Below are 21027 nucleotides of genomic sequence, written 5' to 3'. Positions count from 1 at the left end.
CCCGGAAATTCAGTTCAAGTAAGAGAATATCCCGTTTTGCATTACTTCTTCATAAGACGGAAGATTTTCGAATTCAATCGTTTCACCTATCATCATTTCGTAAGCACCAAAAAGAGATCTTATTATCTGAAGCTGTAAACCTGCCCTGTGGCTCAAAGGATAGTCGGGATCGTTGATAACGTCGTATCTATCTCTCCATAAATCCTGTCCGGGATTAGGTGTCTCCGAAAGGAATGAAAGCGAACCAGTTGCGTCACGGATTTCAAGGTGACTTAGGCCTCTGAAGGCCCTGTTTGATTCTTCAAGCTTCATTGAAACGCCATAGAAGGCTTCTATTTCCATAATCGCTACTGCTCCGATTTCAAGAGCATCGGGATGACAAACCAGTGTGTAAGCCAGACTGCTGCCGGACCGCTCATTTCCTTTGCTGTCGAGATAGCTGTCAGGCGTTCCACTCTCATGCATGTCAAGATTGAAATCGACGTTCTCGGTTTTCACGAGCTGGATTATTGCGTAGGCAAGCTGCTGAGTAGGATTTCCGTCTGCAACTCCCGGATACTGCCTGTTCAAATTCCTGGATTCCGCCCCATCGTCGAGAGTGAAATCAGACTGAGCATGTTTGAAGATCTCAGGATCAGGAATGCCCTGATCAAGCGGATCGGTTCTTCTGTCGCCATACACCAAGAACCTTTTGCCGGACCTGCTTTCAATAGGTATAAAATGAGGTGCCTTTCCCGTCTCGTCAGCTATTGAAGCCGCGCTGATATTTGAAAAGGGAAGTACGATTACCCTGCCTTTCGTAACTGTAACATTCTCTATGAAGACTATCGCTGCGGTTGTGCCCGAAATCTCTCTAGCATGGGTTCCTCCCATTAGAAGAAAGGTCGGTCCTTCGATGCCGCTGTCCATGAAATACACGGGAGTATCCATATTCGTGTTTCGCAGCGGAGAGAAATAGTCAGATAACCAGCCGATGTCGGTGACACCGTATCCGGGACGCACATCCGGTCTGAAAAAACTTCCGAAGAGTGCAGAAGTTAGAAATAGAGCTACAATTAGAATTGCTTTTATTCTCATTAGTTTTCCTCCAAAGAAATAAGGGGCGCAAGAACGCGCCCCTTCCATTCATATTGCTATTTGCCGAAGTATTCGGCCAGTACGTCTTTCAGGTCAATTGTCTTCTCAAAAGTTGCCAGGGGAACTCCGGCCTCTTCGCTGAACGATGTGAAGAAACCGTCTAGATCGGCGTCTGATTTTACAAAGTATGCATCTGCAAAAGGTGCGAGTTCGGTGACTATTCTGTCGGAAGACGGACCCCTTCTCGATTCGCCTTCCAGATTGCAGATAACTACTTTCACACCGCTTTCTTCAGCCGCTTCGGCGAGTGATTTCACTCTCCGGATCTCTGCCTCGATATCTATGTTGGCAGCCCCAAGGCCTTTTCCGCTGGCTCCAACGACCAGCACGAGGGTCTTGAACTGAGAGATGTCCACGGTCTCTACGCTAAGAAGCTTTTCAAAAGTGTATTCCAGCTTGATCATCTTTGCAACCACTGTGAACTGAAGCGCACCGGGAGATTGCCCGGCCGAAGTAACTGCAACGGGTTCTTCAAGAATTAACTGCTCTTCGGTTCCCTCTGCAGCAAATCCTAAGAGTGCAAAAGAGACAATCAGTAGTGCCGTAATCAATAGCCTTTTCAAATCACATCATCCTTTCTATTTCTCAAAATTCCGGTGCGGAAGCAGATCCGCCTCTTCTTATGGAGCCGGCTCCTATCATCAAACCGTTTTCTTCAACAGAAACAAGATTCGGGCCGCCAAAGAAGAGATCGGGGTATGAATATACATTCAGTTGATGTCCAAGAACCTTTTCGAGGAAGTCAAGTGTAGTCTGTGGATAGCCTTCTTCAATTCTAAGATCATTGTAAGTTGCGTATCCAACGAACTTGGGCGTTCTTATTGCTTGGTCCACAGGCATGTTGAAGTCTATAAGGTCAACTGCCAGCTGAACCATCGTTGGAATAATTCTTCCGGCGCCCGGTGTGCCGATTACCCAGCGAACCTTTCCATCCTTCTGAATTATTGTCGGGCAGATTGTCGTTCTCGGTCTCATCCCACCTGTAAGGTTGATGACGTCTCCTTCTCTGTATGAGGAAGCGAAGTTGGCCATTTCATTGTTGAAAAAGAATCCTTTGAAGTAAAAGCTGGTTCCGAAGAAGCTCGAGATCGTCTGGGTCCAGGCTACGGCGTTTCCGTCTTTGTCAACAATAGAGAAATGGGTTGTCGATGGCGATTCTTCCACTCCGCTTTCATTAGCGGCTACCGACTCCAAGGCACCCAGAAGAACCTCTTCATAAGTTGATCCATCTGCAAATGGATAGGCGTCTCCCTGATAGTCGTAGTAGGAAGCTGGATCGAAGGCCTGTGACAGATTGATCGCCATGAATCTTGTTTTAGCATATTCTTTGCTCATGAAGGCTTCATAAGGAAGATCATAGAACTCCGGATCGCTTATGTAAGCTCTTCTGTCGACGTCTCCAAGAACCAGCGCCTGCTGAATAATGTGAACTGCCAGAGGATCGTCCCAGCTCATTGCGGGAAGATTGTAGTTCTCAAGAGTATTGAGAACGGCAATAAACTGAGGGCCTGAAACCGGCGGGTGCGGAACATAAAAATCGTATCCCCTGTAAGTCCCGTGAAGCGGCTCTCTAACGATAGCCCTGTACATCTCGAGATCCGATTTTCTCATAAAACCGCCATTCTCAATCATGAACTCTTCGATCTCATCTGCGAGACTTCCCGAATAGAATGTATCGATTCCTTCCTCTTTTATCCTTTCAAGAGTCTCTGCCAGCTGAGGATTCGTGAATGTAGATCCAACTTCCCAGACAAAGCCCTCGTTCAAGAAATCGAAGCCGTTTTCGAGAACAAGTTCGTATTTGTCTGAAGTTGTCTGGGCAAATGTTTCATCGACTATGAAACCATTTCTTGCAAGGTCTATTGCTGGCTGAATGAGATCTGCCAGAGGAAGTGTTGCTCCCAACAGCCAGGCTTCCTTTATTCCGGCAAGGACTCCGGGAACACAGGCTCCCTTTGGAGTGTAATTGGCTTTGCTTATCGTAAGTCCGAGCTCGGAAAGAGCTTCGTAAGAAGCTGCCATCGGAGCTGCACTCCTGAAGTCGATAGCGAATTTGCTTCCATCGGCCATTGTGATCACTGCATAGCCTTCTCCGCCCAAGCCGGATGCGTAGGGTTCGACAACGCCAAGAGCAAAACTTACTGCAATCGCAGCGTCAACAGCGTTGCCTCCCATCTCGAGAATCTTTGCGCCTACTTCAGCTGCGTATTTGTCAACCGCTGCCACCATTCCATTGCTTGAGGCAACAGTCGGAGCAGTCACGGTAGCAAACGAGGCCGTGAACGCAAAGACGATAAGTGTAACGAGCAATACTACTTTTTTCATTCTTTCCCCTCCAATCTAGAAATGTGTGTTTCTCATGAAACTGGATTAAGATAAGTCCCCAGACCATCAACCAGCCCCTCATAGGGCGGGATGTCCGAAAGAAGGATCATCCTCTCGGGAAACATCATGTTCCAGGAATCGACTAGAACTCTGATTGTTGCAACATGTCTCGCTACTCTGAGATCAAGAGGATAACCTGTTTCGTCATATGGAGCGAACAATTTCCCGTCTTTGGAAGCTTGCAAGTAGAACTTGTCGATCCCTTTTGTCACGAGATCTTCCGTTGTCTTTCCCCGCAGTCTTCCCTGCGAAGGATTTGATACTTCTAGAAGAACGACTTGAGCATCTGAATTATCCCCGATCTCTCTGTGAGTAAGCCCTCTGAGATTGATTGGAGACTCTTCAAGTCTGATGTCGATGCCTTCCATCTCAAGCATCATCTGAGTCATAATTGCCAGTTCTGCGGAATCCTGGTGAAAGACGATTGCATTGTTTACAGGATACTCTGGCGAAGACTCATGTAGATCGCAAACCAGATCTATTCCCTCTTCAAGCACAAGATTCATGATCGCGGCTGCCACCTTTTCGGTAGAATAACCGTCTTCTCGTCCGGGGAAGGTCCTGTTCAAGTTCGATACTTCTCCTCCTCCAAGCGTAGCGCCTGTCGGGTGCAGGTAAATAGTAGGATCAGGCCATTGAGAGATAGGATTAGTCCTTCGAGAGCCAAATCTGAATACTCTCTCAGTACCGTCCGGCAATTCTATAGAAAAGAACTGAGGAGCTCCCTCCATAGCATCGTTGTGGGTGAAGGCGCTATGGTTGGAACGTGGTATTACGTATATAGTGCCCGAGATCGCAGACACATTCTCGACGAAGACCACGGCCGCGAGAGTTCCCCCCGGTTCGTTCGGATGTGTTCCGCCCAAAAGGAGGAACTTACCGCCCTCTTCAGAACCCTTGATAATGTACACTTCCGTGTCCAGCATGGTTCCTCCAATCGATGGCAACCACTTGCTCAGCATTTTTATCTCGGTTACGCCATTTCCGGGAACGATAGATGGGTCCTCCCACATTGCCGTGAATGAAAAGGCCGAGAGAATCACGACAATCACAACAGAAGAAATGAATATCAAGAATTTGAAGTGTCTTTCCAAGTATACCAGTCCCTTCTGCCTCGAAGAAACCCAACTCCGTTTGCATTTCGCATATCTACAAGAACTCAGCAAAAAAAGCTCAAGTTAGAGGGTCGCTGAATTCAATCAGGTATCTGGGAGGCTTGTAAATGATGGTACGATATAATGATTATACTACTGAATTCTGTGCAAGGAGGACTTTGAAAAAATGTCAACCTTTTAGTAATTTCAAAGCAATAAAAGTCTATACATCCAAACAAATGCATGCAGTCTAATTTACTCACGTTATTATGGTCGAATAACTATCGGATTTCTCATTGAAGATCAAAGACTTGTGTTTGATGATCCTTTGACTCTTGACTTGCCGTTGGGGAGTTGATTTCGCTTAAGAACAGTGGTTCTGGGAGTTCTTGCGAATTATTCGGAGCTTGAGATGAGATGGCTAGGTTTTGCATCACTTGTATTTATGACCCTTCTTCTGTTTGTTCAAACAGCAGTTTCATCGCTGGATTTCGAGATTATCATGGTGCCATTTCTTTCGATAATCGTTGTCGGATTCGTATGGGAGGCTTTCAGAGAGTTGCCCCCCAAACGTTCATCTGACGTAAGCCTTATGGGATACGTGACCTCGGTGGTTTGGGTTAGCGCAGGCACATTGACGGCGTATTTTGTAAGCATTTATCTTGGGCTTGGAGCGATAGTGGCCGCAGCGCTCGTTGGTCTTGTAGGTGCTGCGCTAGTTAAGGACCACGCTGTTGAAATCTATTGCGGGGCTTTCGTTGGAATGGTCTCTCCCGATGTTCTTCACGACTTAGGACACATAGTTTTGGCAGGGGTGATCGCAGGAACACTATACTCCATCGCCAGGGACGTCTTTGAGGGTTATGGGGGAAAGCTTGGGGCAATAGCGTTCAGCAGCTGGATAATAGTTTCTACAAGCTCTAGATGTGAACTAATTGACGTACTGCTCGAATTTCGTCACTTCGGGATAAGTATAATGCTCTTCAGCCTGGCTTCAGCAGTACTGACGTATGTGTTGTCCATAAGACTGAAAAACGGTCCCGTCGTTGCATCCAGCCTGGTGAGTCTACTTGGAGGGTTGCTACTGCCTGCATTTGGAGCCGAAAACGCGGCAGAACTGGCGGCCGTTGTGATGGCTGCCTCCTTTGTCGGTATGTCATCCAGAGAGAAGTTAAGGAGCGAAAAGGCAGTTCTCTTCAGTGCGCTGATTATGGGGATAATGTTCATATATAGCGCGAATCATTTCGGAGGAGCCGGAGGAAAGCTAGGAACACTAGCCTTCGGCAGCGTTGTCGCATCCAGGGGGCTGCTTTCACTGGGGAGGAAGGTTCTGCACAGGAGAGCAGGTCTTTAGAACCAAACTACTTTATTATGACTGATTCAATTTCATGGATCACTCCGTCGCGACAAACGACATCTCTTCTTATTATTGGTACATCGTTAATGTAGATACGATCTCCCGCTTTTACATACAATGGCTTACCGTTTATAGCATAAAGGGACTGAGCGATTTTCAGCTCGGAATATAGATACTCGTTGGGTATGAAGTGAAAGGCCAACAGATCAACTAAGGTCTCTTCATCACTCGAAAGAGATCCGATTCTCTCTTCCAGTTCTAGAAGAGTCTTATCCGAGAGGGCAAGGACAGTCATGGGGCTCCGCGTATCTAGCATATCGCCCAGGTCCGCTTCTTCCAAAAGAGACAGCATGATATAGAATCCCGATGACTCCATAGTCTCTCTGATTGACGGAAGACTATTTCTAGTGATCGTTGGAAAAGTCACGTGATTCACGATGTGAATGATTCCGTTTTCTGCAACTATATTGCTTATGTTTACCAGTGTGCCATCTATATCAAGTCCCTGGTCCGTAACTCTCACGTTGATTAAATCTCCCTGGAGGGATCTCAGCGCATTCTCGTCAATCAGATCGTAAGTTGCATAGAATCCCCTTGCTACATGGTGCAGAAGAACTTCTCTCATCCATTCCGGTCTTTCAAAAAAAGACTCGCGTGTTTCCAGAGGAATTCTGGCGAAAGCAATATCACTTGGGGCGAAGATAGTAAGTGGATCTTCGGTCCTCAATCTATCAACGATTCCAGTCTTTTCAAGAGCAGATACAAACGTGTCAAGAATTCCTGTGTTTCTCATTACTTGGACTATGTCCGGTTCCTCTCTAGGAAATATCACCGCATTGATGATGTGGATGATACCGTTTGACGCCTCGATATTACTGACTAGGATTGATGCGCCGTCGACTCTTATTCCACCTCTTGCGTCGATTCCAAGGGTTTGACCGAGAAGCGTGTCGATCTCGGGTTTCTGAACGATAACTTGAGATGTCATTTTGCCGCTAACAATATGATATAGAAGAACTCTCTGTGAGTAAGAGGCATCAGCTGAAAGCTTCTCGCCAGTTGCAGGGGGAAGCTTAGCAAAAGCTCCGTTAATGGGTGCAAACAGAGTGAAAGGTCCTGGGCCTGATAGGAGAACGTCAAGCCCTGAGGACTCGACTTTTCTTGACAAATCACTAAGCTCTTCAGTTTCACGCAGCATCGAAAGAATATCGTTTTGCCCAAAAGCAATTAGCGATGAAATCACTATAAGAACAAGAAGCAAATTCCTTACCATCACCTCACCTCCTCGGACGAGGACCGAAGATTGTACCCATAAGAATTCTACAACGAAAGCCGAATTTCAATTATCGATTTCGGTGTAGTAAAAAAACGGGAGACGGGCAACATCGACCCGGCTCCCGGAGAAGAACTAAGCGAAGCTACTTCTTTGGTGTCTCTTTCTTGCCTTCTTTTTTTTCTTGTTTCTTGACTTCTTTCTTCTTGTCCGCCATACTGGACACCTCTTTTTCTCGCGGCTCATGGCCGCTTCATTAGAATTCTAGCACCCTTTCGTCCAAGTTGTTCTTGACAACAATCCTCCTACAGGCGATCAAGGGAGTCTGGAAGAGATTATGGGCAACTAAAGACGAAGAAGGCACGTTTTTTCCTTCACAGACGATTTTGAACTATCAACAAAAGAGAGTTCGAAAGACCTTCTTCAGGAATGGCGGCTTAGCTTGCCGCCACTTAATGAGCCATAATGAATTTAACTGGCCTGCAAGTATAATATACTTACGGCAGATTTAGGAGGCTAAGAGAGATGAGGAGCATTTTGATCAATGGGGAAGTTGCTTATAACGCTTCTTCGCAGATACTCAACAGCGATACTTTTAGAGAGATACTTGCAGAACTCATAAGAGATTCCGAAGAAAAGAAGAACTCGCTTCTTTCATTGTTCGAGCCGTTTCTGAAGAATACAGATACAGTAGATACCTCCATAAAGTACGATATCGAGGGGATTATAGAGCTTCTTCTTGCACTTACGATCGATCCGATTGAGAAGATTGATGGTTCACCGTATTATTCCTTCCCAAAGATGAGCAACAAGAAAGAACTTCTTGTAAGGTTTGTCGAGAGCTTGTTTTCTCTGTGGAGAAACAAGCACAGATTCATAGTCAAGAGAGATGAGTACACCCCGAATCGTTTCGATAGAATTTTCAAGCAGATGGTTCTTGTAAGAACCAACACAGACCTGAAGGGTTTGGTACTCAGCCTGTACAGGCAGATACTGATAAATGTTTCCGATGTCAGACTAAAGATCTTGAGACAGGAACCAGGTGGTGCTCAGGTGGGATTCATTGTTGATCGCCCTGAAGTAGATGAGAGAGTTAGGGTGGACGGAGCCGACTTTCTGTACGACATGGCATGCGTCTGGAGTATAGTCTTCGAGCCGCCGGTAATCTTCTATACCAGGTCAAACAAAAGACAGGGATTGTTTAAGGTCTATGACAAGCCCGTTCTGAGAAGACTGGATATTTCTTCGGGAAAAGACTGGTTCTTGTTTCCCATTCACGTAGGCTCCAAACTTGTCTTCGTGGTGGTAAACAAAGAGTACTTGGCTCTGGCTGCCGGTCTGGGGAATCTATTCGAGCTCGCGAGTTTCGATATCGTCAAGCACAAGAAGCCCGATGGCATATACGTTTTGGGATTTGACAACTCTTTCTTCGAAGAGAGAGGGGACTTCAACGGAGTTATTTACAGAGAAGACGATGGCACTTATGTGGGAGTAGTCGGAGACGATCCCACGATAGACTATTTCGGCTACATGAAAAAAATGATACTCACAATTCACAATTTGCTTGTGATCGATGAAGGCAGGCTTCCGATTCATGGAGCTCTGGCTCACATAAAACTGAGAAACGGAAAAAAGGCCAATGTAATGCTGATTGGCGACAGCGGAGCCGGTAAGTCCGAAACCCTCGACGCTTTGAACAGGCTTTCTTCGGAAGTATCCGAGGTAAACATCTTGATCGATGACATGGGATCTCTCGACATAACTTCATCCGGTTCCGTGGTCGCATACGGTACTGAGACGGGAGCCTTTGTACGTCTTGATGATCTTCAGCCTGGGTATGCCTATTCAACGATGGATCGAAGCATATTCATGAACCCTAACGAGATTAATGCCAGGGTGATTGTCCCCTATTCCAACTATACGGAGATCATTAAGCCGACAAAGATTGATTATTTCCTCTATGCAAACAACTTCGACGAGAACACTGAGGACGACCTTCGCATTTTCAGTGATCCTTCCGAAGCGGCGGAGGTCTTTTCGAGCGGTGCGAGGATGGCCAAAGGGACTACATCCGAGAAGGGTCTGACTTACAGTTACTTCGCGAATCCTTTTGGAGCAATTCAAAGGCGAGATAAACATGAGGTAATAGCCGATCGTTATTTAAAAGCCATGATAGAAGCGGGGGTAACGGTTGGCGAGGTCAGGACGAGGTTAGGAATACCGGGATTCGAGATGGACGGGCCTCTGAGGGCCGCTAAGGCTATGTTGAAGGCTATAGACGAGCAGGACTGAGATAGAGCTGACGCCTGTTTCAGCTGGTAGAATCTATAAGTATTGGCAAGACTGACGTTTCGATAGGGTGGTGAAAGAAGTGTCGAAAACCGTAATTGAAGTGATGAATCTCCGGAAATATTATGGCGACACGAAGGCAGTTGACGGAATAGAATTCGATCTCAGAGAGGGAGAAGTACTTGCCATTCTAGGTCCCAACGGCGCCGGCAAGACCACAACTGTGGAGATGCTTGAGGGGCTGAGGAAGCCAGACGGAGGAACGATTGAGTATTTTGAAGAGAAGTTGCCTCCTTCCAGCGAAAGGGTGAAGGAGGAGATCGGTGTTCAGCTCCAGTCGTCGAGTTTTTTTGAATATCTCTCTGTCAAAGAGACTCTTGACCTTTTCAGAGGTCTTTACCGGAAGAGTATTCCATCAAGAGATCTGATCAAAGAGGTCTCGCTGGAAGATAAAGCGAAAACCTACACAAAGAATCTCTCGGGAGGTCAGCTCCAGAGGTTGGCAGTTGCAGTGGCTCTTGTAAATGATCCAAGAGTAGTGTTTCTGGATGAGCCCACCACCGGACTGGACCCTCAGGCAAGGAGAATGTTGTGGGAGACGATATTGGCCCTTAAGAAGAAGGAAAAGACGGTAATCCTTACGACTCATTACATGGAAGAGGCAGAACGACTGGCCGATAGAATAATCATAATGGATTACGGAAAGATAATCGCTAGAGGGACTTTGGATGAGCTCATTGACTCTATCGATGCGGAAAATATCGTCACTTTTAGTGTTCAGGGAGAGGATCCCGTACCTATGGAATTTCTGGATATGGAAGGTCTTCAACATGTTGAGAATCGCGAGTATTCGGTGACAACGAGGGATGTAGAGAGAATTCTAGGTCGGCTTTTCGAGAGATCGAAGAGATTTGGCCTTCTCCTGGACGACGTTACGATTCGAAAGCCCAATCTGGAGGACGTCTTTATCACCCTTACCGGCAGAAAACTGAGGGACTGAGGTGGATTTCATGAGCAGATTGTGGAATTTCACGTCAGGGCTTTTCAAGAGCGAAATCAGAGAGTTCCAGGTGATGTTCTGGAGTTTTATATTTCCGTTGATTCTCTACTTCATCCTGACGTCGGTTTTCGGGTCCTTTTACGGGGGCGATACGCAGGGAGTGAGTTTCAGAGTGGGGATTGTGAGGGAGGAGAATCTTGCGGGATTTGGAGAGATTATCGACGAAGTCATTGAAGGGATCTCCTCGGAGAGCGGTCCGTTTGTCAAGAAGGAGTACGAGTCAATCGACGATGCTCTAGATGATCTTAGGGAGGGAAGGCAGGATATCGTGCTCGTTATTCCCGCCGGAACCAACTCCAAGATGACAAGCGCGTTGGCGCTAAAGATGGGCGAGGTGCCCCTTCGAGTTCACTATATCAGCGGCAAGGAATCGTCCTCGATCGCTTCGAGCATTATGGAGGAAGTAATAAACGAAGTGAATCTCGAGATCGAACGGCGGGGCGGAGGAGATTTCCTAGACATTGTGACGGAGACAAGGGTTATCTCCACAATTGAAAAAGAGCCCTTTGACTACAAAGAGTACATCTTTCCGGGGGTTGCTTTGATGATGATTCTTTCGGTAGCACTTTTGAACAGCCCCATTGGTCTAATTCAGTACAGAGAGTCCGGGGTGAATAAGAAACTCTACACAACGCCCTTGAGATCTCTTGAATACTTTGCTGGCCACTTCGTCAAATTGATAATAACTATGCTTATCTCGCTGGTGCTTCTGTACCTTATGGCCACTTTTGTCTACAGGGTGGGCGGTTCAATCTTCGATATCAGGTTTATCCTGACTCTGCTCTTTTCAATGATTGTTACGGTATCTTTTGGTCTAATGATAGCTTCCTTCTCGAAAAAGCTCTCAACAGTTTCCGTTCTCGGGCAGACTCTGTACCAGATAATGATGTTTCTCGGGGGCCTTTACTTCCCCGTATTTGATCTCCCATGGGGGATCCGTTGGTTGGTCTATGCATTACCGACCACCTATCTTGTCGAGCTCAGTAGAAGGGTAATGGGTTACCAATTCGCGCCGCTTTCGGTGGGCTGGCTGATAGTGGTACCTCTAATCTGGACTACATTCTCACTGCTCGTTTTTGCCGCGAATTTCAAGAAGGTGATGGGCTATGAGTAGAAACAAGTTGAAAGCTGTCTTCATCGCCTTTGCAAAGGAAGCGTTCAGAAACAAGCTCGAAATCTTTTTCACGTTGTTCTTCCCGATGATATTCCTGCTGCTCTTCGGTTTCTTTTTCGGCGGCTCAAGTGATTATCAAAAACCCTCCGTAGGCCTTTATCAGACCGGAAGTTACGATATTTCTCCGGTAATTGAGGAGACGGGGGCATGGAGTCTAAGCCTCTTTGACGATGAGACGAGCCTGGAAGAAAAGATAAAAAGCGGAGATATCTTGCTGGGAGTTACATTCGATGGTGAGAAAATCTCCTATCTGTACCGTGAGGGTGATGTTGGTCAGCTGAGTACAATAGAAATGGCCAGGGCAAGTATCTCGGCGGCCGTTGAGAAGAAAATCAACAATGTGAAGTCTCTGATTGTTGTTGAGAACATCCCCGAGACAGCTGGAAGAGTTCGCGCAACCGATGCCGATTATACGATGTCTGGCGTCGTAGCGATCTCTCTCCTTTCGGCCGGGATGTTTTCAGTGATAAGCGTCTTCGGAAGGTACAGAAAGAGGGGAGTTCTAGATAGATTCAAGATCACTCCGCTCAAACCCATGACTTTCATTCTTGGAAGCACTCTGACTAGATTCCTGGTTAGCCTTGTATCGATACTCCTAATCATGATTGTGAGCAGGTTGCTGTTCAGGACTACCTTCCAGACAGATTGGTTGCTATTCCTTATCTCAATAATCTCCTCCACTTTGGGGATGATGGCACTTGGACTCTTCCTGACGCTTATTTTCAGAAATCCGGAGACGGCAGAAACTGCTGCAAGTATTCTGATGGTTATAATGGGCTTCCTGGCTGGCATATATTTCCCTCTCTCCTTTTTGCCCGATTATCTGAGAATAGTGTCCGAGTTTCTTCCTGTAAAGTATGTGGCAGAACTTATTAGGCATTCCCTTGGAATAGAGTTGGTCTCTACAGCGTACTTTGTCACAACTAATGTTGTGCTATCCTTCAGTGGAGTATTGCTTCTTTACTTCACCGGAAAGCGTTATTTGAGAGCTTCTTGAGAAAGGGCGTATAATCTGTTTTTCGAGAAGACATGATAAAACCGTGTTGATATAATGAATCTGAAGGGAGGCTTTTTGAGTGAGTGATACTGTAAGAATTGCTGAAGGGATACACTGGATAGGAGTGAATGACTTTGAGACTCATCTTTTCGAGGCGCTATGGCCGCTTCCAAGAGGAGTGTCCTACAACTCATATATCTTGATAGATGATAAGGTCGTCCTTATAGATACAGTGAAGGGTGCATTCTTCTCTGCTTTTCTCGATAAGATCAAGTCTCTGCTACCTGAGGGGAAGAAAGTTGATTATCTTGTCGTCAATCATATGGAGCCAGATCACTCCGGTTCGATTAAGGTTTTGAGAGAGGCCTTTCCTGACCTAAAGGTGATCGGAAATGAAAAGACGATAGAAATGCTCCATGCATTCTATGATGTCACAGATAATTTGATCGCAGTCAAGGATGGTGAGGAGCTCGAAATTGGTTCAAAAACTCTGCGGTTCTACATGACACCAATGGTTCACTGGCCAGAAACCATGATGACATATGAAGAATCCTCTGGAGCCCTCTTCTCCGGAGATGCCTTTGGAGGTTTCGGCACACTTAACGGAGGGATTTTCGACGACGAAGTTGATGTAGATTTCTTTGAGGATGAAGTTCTCAGATATTTCTCAAACATTGTCGGCAGATACAGCTCTATGGTTCAAAAGGCGTTTGAGAAACTATCGGGTGTAGATATAAAGATCATCTGCGCCACTCATGGGCCGGTTTGGAGAAAGAACCCTTCAAGGATTCTCGATCTTTACGATCGCTGGAGCAGACAGGAGACAGAGGAAGGGGTCGTTCTGGTATACGGTTCAATGTACGGTAATACGCAGAAAATGATGGAAGCTGTCTCTTCAGGTCTTGTTAAGGGTGGTGTTGACAAGATCAGGGTTCACAACATATCGACGACGCACATATCTTTCATTATCAGAGATATCTGGAGGTTCAGAGGGCTGGTAATGGGAAGTTGCACTTACAACATGGAGCTGTTCCCGCCGATGAAGCAGTTAGTAAGTGCGATAGAAAACAGGATGATGAAGAATCACAAGATAGGTGTTTTCGGTTCCTATACCTGGAGCGGTGGAGCCCTGAAAGAGCTTCAGCAGTTCGCTTCGAAATCAAAGTGCGATCAAGTGGGACCCGTGATAGAAGCAAAAAGCTGTCCAACGCAAGAGGATCTCGACAAGTGTGTTGAACTGGGTCTGAACATGGCAGCGGCGATAAGGTCATAAACTAGGGCCTGTCTCTTCTGCAAAATCAATTGGTAAGCATTTTGCGAGAATTGTGATCGGCACAGATAATTGAGAGATCTAATTCAACTGAATAGCTCATTTATGAAGATTTCAGAAGGAACGACAAGGAGCCTCTCAAGTGGTAGAGGCTCTTTTCTTTCTTCTCAGCTGCTCTTGCCATTTGCCGCACCGGTCGCCCCAAACTGCTACTATTTTTCCGTCGGCTTTCGCGTTGATTACTTCGCGGCTGTTCGAACAACCGTTGCAGGTGAAACTTGAAGGGCGGAAGTCGAGATTCAAGTAGTCGAAGCCCTTGAAGGACGTCTCTTCAGGCTTTCTCTCGATCTCCTCGCGCGCAAGAATCACGCCGCCAATGGCTCCCATGACTTCGTAGTTACTCGGCACAATTACTTCATGTCCGACTGCCTCTTCAAATGCCTTCTTTATTCCCTTGTTGGCTGCAATTCCCCCTTGAAAGACGAAAGGTGGTTCGAGCTTCTTTCCTCTTCCGAGATTGTTTGTGTAGTTCCTGACAAGTGCTTTGCACAAACCCCATATAATGTCGGACTTAGAGAAACCGTACTGTTGTTTCGCTATCATATCGGACTCTGCAAATACTGTGCATCGCCCTGCTATCCTAACTTCTGTCGTAGCCTGAAGGGCGAGATCGCCAAACCTCTCTATGGGGACTCCGAGCCTTTCTGACTGATGATCAAGGAAGGAACCGGTTCCTGCCGCACATACAGTGTTCATGGCAAAGTCGGTTACCACACCTTCTCTTATCGGTATTATTTTCGAATCCTGGCCTCCTATCTCAAAGATCGTCCTCACTTCTTTGACTTCTCTTAATGCGCCCACTCCGTGAGCGGTAATCTCGTTCTTAACAATATCTGCCCCAAGGAGGACGGCTGCTAGCTGCCTGCCACTGCCGGCGGTTCCATTGCCAAGGACGGCGAGATCGTTGTGTTCTTCCCTCAGCCTTGAGAAACCAAACCTAACGGCGTCCATAGGTTGACCGTTGGTTCTGACGTAATACTTGAAAACTATATCGCCGCTTTCGGAAAGCACCACCATGTTGGTACTCACCGAACCGACATCTACTCCAGCAAGAATCTCCACAGAAATCTTCACTTGTTTGCGGCAATGCGTTTGCGCTTAGAGTTTCTAATAAGATCGACAAAAGCCTCTATTCTCGTCAAACTGGAGACTCCAAGTTTACCGGCAATTGGATGAATCAATCTTGGTGAAGAGATATCTTCAGTACTGCTTTGAATGTCCAGTGTGAGCAACTTCGACCTGACGGACGGGATTCCATGTTCTATCATGTCGGGCAGTCCCATGAACTTAGGGCAGAAGTACTTGCCCTTCTCAACTTAAACCATTCTGGGCACAAATACATAATCAACGCCCTGATCGACCAACCTGAGGACGTGACCGCTGTATATCTTGATCGGAACGCAGATCTCTGGAACAGAGACTTCGATGCCTCTGTCAATCGTCTTCTTGTCGGTCTTCTGCGTTGTAATTACCTCTATTCTCAGTTCTTCAAAGAGATGGACCCAGTAAATATAAGAGTGCTCCAGCTATTCCTATCCTCAACTTATCTCTTCCCCACCGACCCGTACCGACAGGGCGTGGCATTTGACCAATATCAAATATAGCCACCCGTTGTCGACTGGAACAACACTGGCAAAGTAAAAGCTTCTGATCAGGACCAGATTCGGACAGCTCCTGTGTGCGATGGTTTAATCTCTCTTTAATTACATAGGGGATAAGCTTGGTTCATAACAAAACGAAGAAGGGAGGTTAAAGAAAATGAAAAAGCTACTATTCTTGATTGTCTTGCTCTCCGCGTTTTTCTTCTCTGGGTGCGTGGATCTCACTTTTCCAGAGGCTGACAGGGGAACGGTGAGAGTTGTTCTTACCGATGCGGTAATCCCTATCGAAGAGATTGACTCTCTTATCGTAAGGATTGAAAGCATAAAGCTCTATGGATCCGAGGAGGTTCCTCCCGATGAATACGAGCCTATTGTGATTGTCGACGAGGCATTTGAAGTAGACATTCTTACTCTTGTGGGAGCGACTTTCAAACTGCCCGACACTACAGGAGTCGTCGGTGTATATAACCAGTTGCGGATAGAAGTGTCTGCGGCAACTATGACGGCCAATGAGATAGTCTATCCAGTCACCGTCAACTCTGGATCATTGAAGATCAACAATCTGGGTCTCGAGATTGACGAGGGTTCTGTGACTAATGTTGTTCTGGACTTTGACTTGTCGAAATCCCTGAAAATCAACGGCCGGTGGGAGGACATCGTCAGTGAGGCCGAGATCTCAGGCGAGAAGAAGAGCCACGAAGACAAGGTCCACATGACGCCCGTAATCCATGTGCGCCACGGAAGCCTCTTCGATGTAATGGGAGCTGCCTCTGCGGATCAGTTGCCTCTCCTTGCAGCGCTGTTTCCAGAAGGTGATGGCGAGGCGCTTACGACGTTTACCCATATAGACAATCCGATTTGGGAGGAAGGCGGATTCAGATTCTGCAAGGTTGGTCCCGGCGAATATAGGCTGGAGTTCTTCGACAATTACATGGATGAAGGTTTCTCGGTCGATGAAAGCGAATCCAGATACCAGTCCCTTTCAGTTACCGTTGTAGATAAAGACGTCGATCTTGGTACAATTGTCTTGGTTGAGAAATAGGTGCAGCATACAGTTAAGTCTCTTTCTGTCCTCAATGAGTTTGGGTTGATTAACTGGAAAGCGCTAGGGGATTCATCCGTTCAACACTGTCGATGGTTTGCGGAAGTGAAGGTGGAACTCATATGAAAAGAGTCATCTGTCTCGCCTACGCTGTTGCTTTGGTGTTTTCAGCCGCACTTTCGGTTGGTACTGTGCTTGAAAGCGAGCAGTCTTTGCTTGGTTACCTGGTTGGGGGCGGGGACTTTGAGCTATCACTCAGCATCACCTTAATTCAGAAGGTGCAGCGGATAGCTGCTGGTGAGATTCTCGCTATCTTTGTTCTTCCCGAAGGGTTGATAAGGGTTGTGACCGACTCCAGAGTAGTCACGCTCTCTTCAGACGGTGAGATTTCCGAAATAACGGAAGCTAGCGAGACCGGCATTTTATCAGAAGTAAAGATAATTGACGCCTTCTCTCTTGTTTCTCTGCAGTCAAGGGAGGAGGTTCGCGGTATCTTTCTGGTACAGGAAGAGAACGGTCACTTCTGGCATGTAATAACTGAGACGATGTCCTACAGGTTAGCAAGCAGTTTTGCTTCTACGCTGAGCGTAACGGCAAATGAGAAGGCGCTTGAAGAGGCAAGCGAGAGACTGCGGAAGTCCCTGGGCAAGAAAGAGGATTTGACTCCTTCGGAAAAGCCTGGCAAGCCCGATGATCCAGGTAAGCCCGACGATCCGGGCAAACCCGATGATCCTGGCAAGCCCGACGATCCCGGTCAGCCAGACACTCCTCCCGGCAAAGAAAACGGAAAGAATTGATGCTCGATGAAACTCTTGATAGTTGAAGATGAGAAAAGACTGCTCGATAATGTCGTCTCTTTTTTTGAGCGTTCCGGATTTCTTGTGGATGCCTCTCAGAATGCAGAAGAAGGACTGGATCTTGCCCTTGAGCGCAGCTATGATTGTATTGTCCTCGATGTTCTCCTGCCCGGCATGAACGGTTATGAATTCTGTCGCTTTCTGAGAGAAGAGATGAAGTCCGATGTCCCCATAATAATAATTACAGCACTGGGCGAAGTCGACAGCAGAATTGAAGGCCTTGAGATCGGAGCCGACGATTACGTTCCCAAACCGTTCGATCTGCGTGAGTTAGAGGCAAGAGTGAGGGCTCTTGTAAGACGGAATCAGCTGAAGATAGAGTCGATAGTACAAAGCGGTCCTCTCCGTTACGATTCGAGAAAGCAAGTCTTCACCTGCTCCGGGGGAAGACTGGACTTGACCTCGAGAGAGGTTTCAATCTTCGCACTGCTCTTCCGAAACCCGGGAACTGTCTTCTCCAGAGAAGAGATAACCGACAAGATCTGGGAAACAGGCTTTGAACCGCGCAGCAATATTGTTGATGTTTATATTAACTACATTAGAAGGAAACTTGAGTCGGCTGGGATGTATGACGTGATCGAAACGGTTCCGGGAAAGGGTTACAGATTCAGGGGTTTTGCAGATGACGGTTAGGGGAAAGATCTCACTTCTTTACCTCGCAACTTACGGCACCGTGGTGATTTCGCTAGGCCTGACGGTCTTTTTTGTCCTGAGGAATCTCGAATTTCGCAGGATAGATAATCTGCTCCTGTCATTTCATAACGATATAGTCAACACGTACAAATTCGCAGGTCAAGAAAACAGACTTCTGAACCTTGCGGGAAATGAGGACTTTGGATTCGCCATATACATAGAAGATGAACCGGTAGCGAGTTTTCGGGCTGAACCGGAACTGTTCAAAAAAGCTGAAGGAATCGGCACAAAAGGAGACCATCGATATAGAGCGACTGTCGAGCTGATCGAAGGAACCGAAGAGAGATTCGTGACTTTCTACAATCTAGGAAAGTCTGAAGAGTATCTGAAGTTTGTTCTGGCAGTAGTGGTCTTTTCCTCGTTATCTATCTTGTTAGCCGTAAGCCTCATTGGAACAATATTCACGAGAAAACTGATAAGACCTTTTGAAGAGGCCGGCAATCAAATGGAGCTAATCAGCAGAACGGGGCTGAAGGATGCCAGAATTTTGCTCAGAAAGAGTGGAGACGAAGTTTCAAAGCTTGAAAGTGAAATCAATAAGGCGCTGAGCAGAATCGAGCAGTTGATAAACGATGCGAAGCAGTTCTCTTCAAGAATCGCTCACGAATTGAGAACGCCCCTAGCAGTAATGAAATCGAATCTTCAGCTCTCTTTGACCGGCAGTTCCTCAAAAGAGAGTATGCGCGAAGCCTTGAGAGAAACTCTTGAGGAAGTGGAAAAGCTCATAAGACTCTCTGAAGAGTATCTGCTTCTGTCTCGCACAGAGATCACCGTACCAATTGAGAAGAGAGAGATAGATCTCTCCCGACTTGTACTGGAGACTACCGAGAAGATCATGATCCTTCATCCCGACAAAGAGATTGAAATAGAGATCATCCCAGATATAGTGATCAGTGCCTCCGGATACATGATCGAACACGTGGTAATGAATCTTCTTGACAATGCCTGCAAGTATTCTACGGACGATTCTATAAAGATCAAACTGACCCGTGAAGAGGAATTCTCTCTGTTATCTGTTTCCAACAAGGGGGAAGCCGTCGATTTCATGAGCCTTGATGAATCCGTAAAGGAAGTGCAGGCTCACGGATATGGTCTCGGGCTGAGAGTGGTCTTGTCAATTTTGCGTGCGCACAATCTCAGGCTCGATTACGAACATGAAGAGGGCATCAATAGATTCATGATCGAATTTCCCAGTGAGGCCTATTCCAAGTAGCATGAGACACGGCCTGGAAGCCGGCCGATTCGTTGTCTGCGTCCAGTCACAGGCTCGAGTTTGAAAGTAGTCTGGTAAGATCGAGTATCACTGACAGCCGGAGGAAGAAAATGAAGCTAAATGATTTCAAACTGGAAGTTTACTTTGAAAAGCACGAGTTCGACGCACCCTACCTTCTTGCCCAGTCGGACTGTGAAGCCATGACGATCGGCGAGTTGCTGAAAATGAACGGGGAACCCCTCTCGAAGTTCATGGATACGTGGCTTGGCTACACAGAAGTTCCCGGCAATCGCGATTTGAGGGCGCAAATTGCAGGGCTTTACTCGACCGTCGAAATGGAAGAGGTTATAGTTCACTCAGGCGCGGAAGAGGCGATCTTCAACTTCATGAATGTTTTTCTTCAGAAAGGCGACCATGTGATCTGCCAGTTTCCGGTTTATCAGTCCCTGTACGAAGTTGCCAATGCAATCGGATGTGAAGTGACCCGCTGGGAACTGAGAAGAAGTGGAGAAGAATGGAGCTTTGATTTAGATGAACTGAAGGATCTTGTTCGCCCGGAGACTAAATTACTAGTGATAAACAATCCTAATAACCCGACCGGGTACCTTGTTTCTAACAGAGACCTGATGAAGATCGCTTCCTTTACCGAAGAAAGGGGGATTTTCGTTTTTTCCGACGAGGTCTACAGAGGGCTTGAGCTTGATCAATCTATAGAAAAGCAGAAGTCCTTTGCGGACATTTCCGACAACTCTCTTGCGCTGGGTGTAATGTCGAAATCATACGGACTGGCCGGCTTGAGAATCGGCTGGGTTGTATCTCACAACAAAAGTGTCCTGAAATCAATGACTAGATTCAAACACTACACCACGATCTGCAACAGTGCGCCCTCGGAGTATCTTGCCTGGAAGGCGCTGTGTGTAGGAGATAAGATCCTAAAAAGGAACAGAGCGATAGTTGTTGAGAACTGGGATCGAGCCGCCCTCTTCTTCGAGAAGCACTCATCGGTATTCAGAGTTTCGAGACCGAAGGCCGGGCCAATTGCCTTTGTAAGGTTTCTTGGAGGAGACGTTGATCGCTTCTGCTCCGAGCTCCTTGATAATTCCGGAGTTCTGCTTCTTCCCGGATCGATGTATGATTACGAAGGCGGCTACTTCAGGATGGGATTCGGGCGAAAGAGCTTCGCTGAAGGGTTGAACCGGCTGGATGAGTTTCTGAATTCATCCAATATATGATTACTCTTTACGACGACTCACTGTAGTTGATATGTGAATAATAGATTCCGATCGACAAAACCAAAGGGATTGCAGATTCCCTGGCGAGATTTCTTAACCTTTCGTCAACAGCAAGACCAGTTGACTTTAACAATTTCTCGTGGTAAAATTATCATTGAAGACGCTTTCAGAGCGTCTTTTTCTTTTGTGATTGCAATTGAACCTTTGATCTCCGAACCGAGGAAGAAGAGCCACGAAGTGGCGGAGGGTGTCTGTTTCAGAGAAGACCATCGAGAGCACGAGATGAGGAGAGA

At 46.7% G+C, this 21027-nt stretch carries 18 protein-coding genes; 12 read left to right on the top strand and 6 right to left on the bottom strand.

Translation table 11 applies throughout. The features are described 5' to 3' along the window. Positions 1–9: 9 nt before the first annotated feature. From B3157_RS08410 to B3157_RS08395, 4 genes are read right to left on the bottom strand one after another with little or no spacing between them, the layout of a single operon-like run. Positions 10–1077 (bottom strand): succinylglutamate desuccinylase/aspartoacylase family protein, encoded by a 1068-nt coding sequence (locus B3157_RS08410; protein WP_292590088.1) that lies wholly within the window; start codon positions 1075–1077, stop codon positions 10–12. Positions 1078–1133: 56 nt separating this feature from the next. After that, a complete protein-coding gene (locus B3157_RS08405) occupies positions 1134–1700 on the bottom strand; it encodes a DUF6305 family protein (RefSeq protein ID WP_214078848.1) in 567 nt (188 codons plus the stop codon). 22 nt (positions 1701–1722) lie between these two features. Beyond that, positions 1723–3462 (bottom strand): gamma-glutamyltransferase, encoded by a 1740-nt coding sequence (gene ggt / locus B3157_RS08400; RefSeq protein WP_292590087.1) that lies wholly within the window; start codon positions 3460–3462, stop codon positions 1723–1725. 32 nt (positions 3463–3494) lie between these two features. Then, positions 3495–4616 (bottom strand): succinylglutamate desuccinylase/aspartoacylase domain-containing protein, encoded by a 1122-nt coding sequence (locus B3157_RS08395; protein WP_292590086.1) that lies wholly within the window; start codon positions 4614–4616, stop codon positions 3495–3497. 412 nt (positions 4617–5028) lie between these two features. Between B3157_RS08395 and B3157_RS08390 the strand changes: the two genes are divergently transcribed. Then, positions 5029–5970, top strand: coding sequence for a hypothetical protein (locus tag B3157_RS08390; protein WP_292590085.1), 942 nt, complete (start codon positions 5029–5031; stop codon positions 5968–5970). Between the two features lie 7 nt (positions 5971–5977). Here the strand turns inward: B3157_RS08390 and B3157_RS08385 are convergent, their stop codons facing one another. Next, a complete protein-coding gene (locus B3157_RS08385) occupies positions 5978–7246 on the bottom strand; it encodes a fasciclin domain-containing protein (RefSeq protein WP_292590084.1) in 1269 nt (422 codons plus the stop codon). 525 nt (positions 7247–7771) lie between these two features. Here B3157_RS08385 and B3157_RS08380 point away from each other — a divergent pair. From B3157_RS08380 to B3157_RS08360, 5 genes are all read left to right on the top strand, one after another. Then, positions 7772–9538, top strand: coding sequence for an ATPase (locus B3157_RS08380; protein ID WP_292590083.1), 1767 nt, complete (start codon positions 7772–7774; stop codon positions 9536–9538). Between the two features lie 103 nt (positions 9539–9641). Then, a complete protein-coding gene (locus tag B3157_RS08375; protein ID WP_414674290.1) occupies positions 9642–10535 on the top strand; it encodes an ABC transporter ATP-binding protein in 894 nt (297 codons plus the stop codon). 10 nt (positions 10536–10545) lie between these two features. Further along, positions 10546–11709 carry an ABC transporter permease gene (locus tag B3157_RS08370; protein WP_292590081.1) on the top strand — a complete coding sequence of 388 codons (1164 nt, stop codon included), beginning with the start codon at positions 10546–10548 and terminating at the stop codon, positions 11707–11709. Continuing rightward, positions 11702–12766: an ABC transporter permease gene (locus B3157_RS08365; protein ID WP_292590080.1), complete on the top strand. Its 1065-nt coding sequence runs from the start codon at positions 11702–11704 to the stop codon at positions 12764–12766. Before B3157_RS08370 ends, B3157_RS08365 begins: the two co-directional genes overlap by 8 nt. A 79-nt stretch (positions 12767–12845) precedes the next feature. After that, complete coding sequence (locus B3157_RS08360; RefSeq protein WP_292590079.1) at positions 12846–14039, top strand: FprA family A-type flavoprotein; 1194 nt, start codon at positions 12846–12848, stop codon at positions 14037–14039. A gap of 135 nt (positions 14040–14174) precedes the next feature. Here the strand turns inward: B3157_RS08360 and B3157_RS08355 are convergent, their stop codons facing one another. Continuing rightward, the gene (locus B3157_RS08355) at positions 14175–15158 is read right to left on the bottom strand and encodes an acyl-CoA dehydratase activase (protein WP_292590078.1); all 984 of its coding nucleotides are present in this window, start codon (positions 15156–15158) and stop codon (positions 14175–14177) included. 194 nt (positions 15159–15352) lie between these two features. Between B3157_RS08355 and B3157_RS12935 the strand changes: the two genes are divergently transcribed. From B3157_RS12935 to B3157_RS08325, 6 genes are all read left to right on the top strand, one after another. Next, positions 15353–15700 (top strand): hypothetical protein, encoded by a 348-nt coding sequence (locus B3157_RS12935; RefSeq protein ID WP_292590077.1) that lies wholly within the window; start codon positions 15353–15355, stop codon positions 15698–15700. Positions 15701–15854: 154 nt separating this feature from the next. Then, entirely contained in the window at positions 15855–16739 is an 885-nt protein-coding gene (locus B3157_RS08345; protein WP_292590076.1) for a DUF4382 domain-containing protein, read from the top strand. A 122-nt stretch (positions 16740–16861) separates the two neighbouring features. Then, a complete protein-coding gene (locus B3157_RS08340) occupies positions 16862–17536 on the top strand; it encodes a hypothetical protein (RefSeq protein ID WP_292590075.1) in 675 nt (224 codons plus the stop codon). Between the two features lie 6 nt (positions 17537–17542). Then, positions 17543–18229, top strand: a complete 687-nt coding sequence (locus tag B3157_RS08335) for a response regulator transcription factor (RefSeq protein ID WP_292590074.1) — start codon at positions 17543–17545, stop codon at positions 18227–18229. Beyond that, entirely contained in the window at positions 18219–19502 is a 1284-nt protein-coding gene (locus B3157_RS08330; RefSeq protein ID WP_292590073.1) for a histidine kinase dimerization/phospho-acceptor domain-containing protein, read from the top strand. The genes B3157_RS08335 and B3157_RS08330 overlap by 11 nt, the downstream gene beginning before the upstream one ends. Positions 19503–19612: 110 nt before the next feature. Continuing rightward, a complete protein-coding gene (locus tag B3157_RS08325) occupies positions 19613–20734 on the top strand; it encodes an aminotransferase class I/II-fold pyridoxal phosphate-dependent enzyme (RefSeq protein WP_292590072.1) in 1122 nt (373 codons plus the stop codon). Positions 20735–21027: the final 293 nt, after the last annotated feature.

It is taken from the genome of Mesotoga sp. UBA5557, from assembly GCF_002425715.1.
In the GTDB taxonomy this organism is placed as follows: Bacteria; Thermotogota; Thermotogae; order Petrotogales; family Kosmotogaceae; genus Mesotoga.
The sequence above is the reverse complement of the archived record's forward strand: the minus strand, read 5'-3'. Positions and strand labels throughout refer to the sequence as shown.

Coding starts and splice junctions, on each gene's coding strand:
- B3157_RS08410 (WP_292590088.1), bottom strand. CDS start 1,077: ATGAGAATAAAAGCAATTCTAATTGTAGCTCTATTTCTAACTTCTGCA.
- B3157_RS12935 (WP_292590077.1), top strand. CDS start 15,353: ATGTTCTATCATGTCGGGCAGTCCCATGAACTTAGGGCAGAAGTACTT.
- B3157_RS08370 (WP_292590081.1), top strand. CDS start 10,546: ATGAGCAGATTGTGGAATTTCACGTCAGGGCTTTTCAAGAGCGAAATC.
- B3157_RS08330 (WP_292590073.1), top strand. CDS start 18,219: ATGACGGTTAGGGGAAAGATCTCACTTCTTTACCTCGCAACTTACGGC.
- B3157_RS08375 (WP_414674290.1), top strand. CDS start 9,642: ATGAATCTCCGGAAATATTATGGCGACACGAAGGCAGTTGACGGAATA.
- B3157_RS08340 (WP_292590075.1), top strand. CDS start 16,862: ATGAAAAGAGTCATCTGTCTCGCCTACGCTGTTGCTTTGGTGTTTTCA.
- B3157_RS08335 (WP_292590074.1), top strand. CDS start 17,543: ATGAAACTCTTGATAGTTGAAGATGAGAAAAGACTGCTCGATAATGTC.
- B3157_RS08380 (WP_292590083.1), top strand. CDS start 7,772: ATGAGGAGCATTTTGATCAATGGGGAAGTTGCTTATAACGCTTCTTCG.
- B3157_RS08385 (WP_292590084.1), bottom strand. CDS start 7,246: ATGGTAAGGAATTTGCTTCTTGTTCTTATAGTGATTTCATCGCTAATT.
- B3157_RS08390 (WP_292590085.1), top strand. CDS start 5,029: ATGAGATGGCTAGGTTTTGCATCACTTGTATTTATGACCCTTCTTCTG.
- B3157_RS08325 (WP_292590072.1), top strand. CDS start 19,613: ATGAAGCTAAATGATTTCAAACTGGAAGTTTACTTTGAAAAGCACGAG.
- B3157_RS08365 (WP_292590080.1), top strand. CDS start 11,702: ATGAGTAGAAACAAGTTGAAAGCTGTCTTCATCGCCTTTGCAAAGGAA.
- ggt (WP_292590087.1), bottom strand. CDS start 3,462: ATGAAAAAAGTAGTATTGCTCGTTACACTTATCGTCTTTGCGTTCACG.
- B3157_RS08345 (WP_292590076.1), top strand. CDS start 15,855: ATGAAAAAGCTACTATTCTTGATTGTCTTGCTCTCCGCGTTTTTCTTC.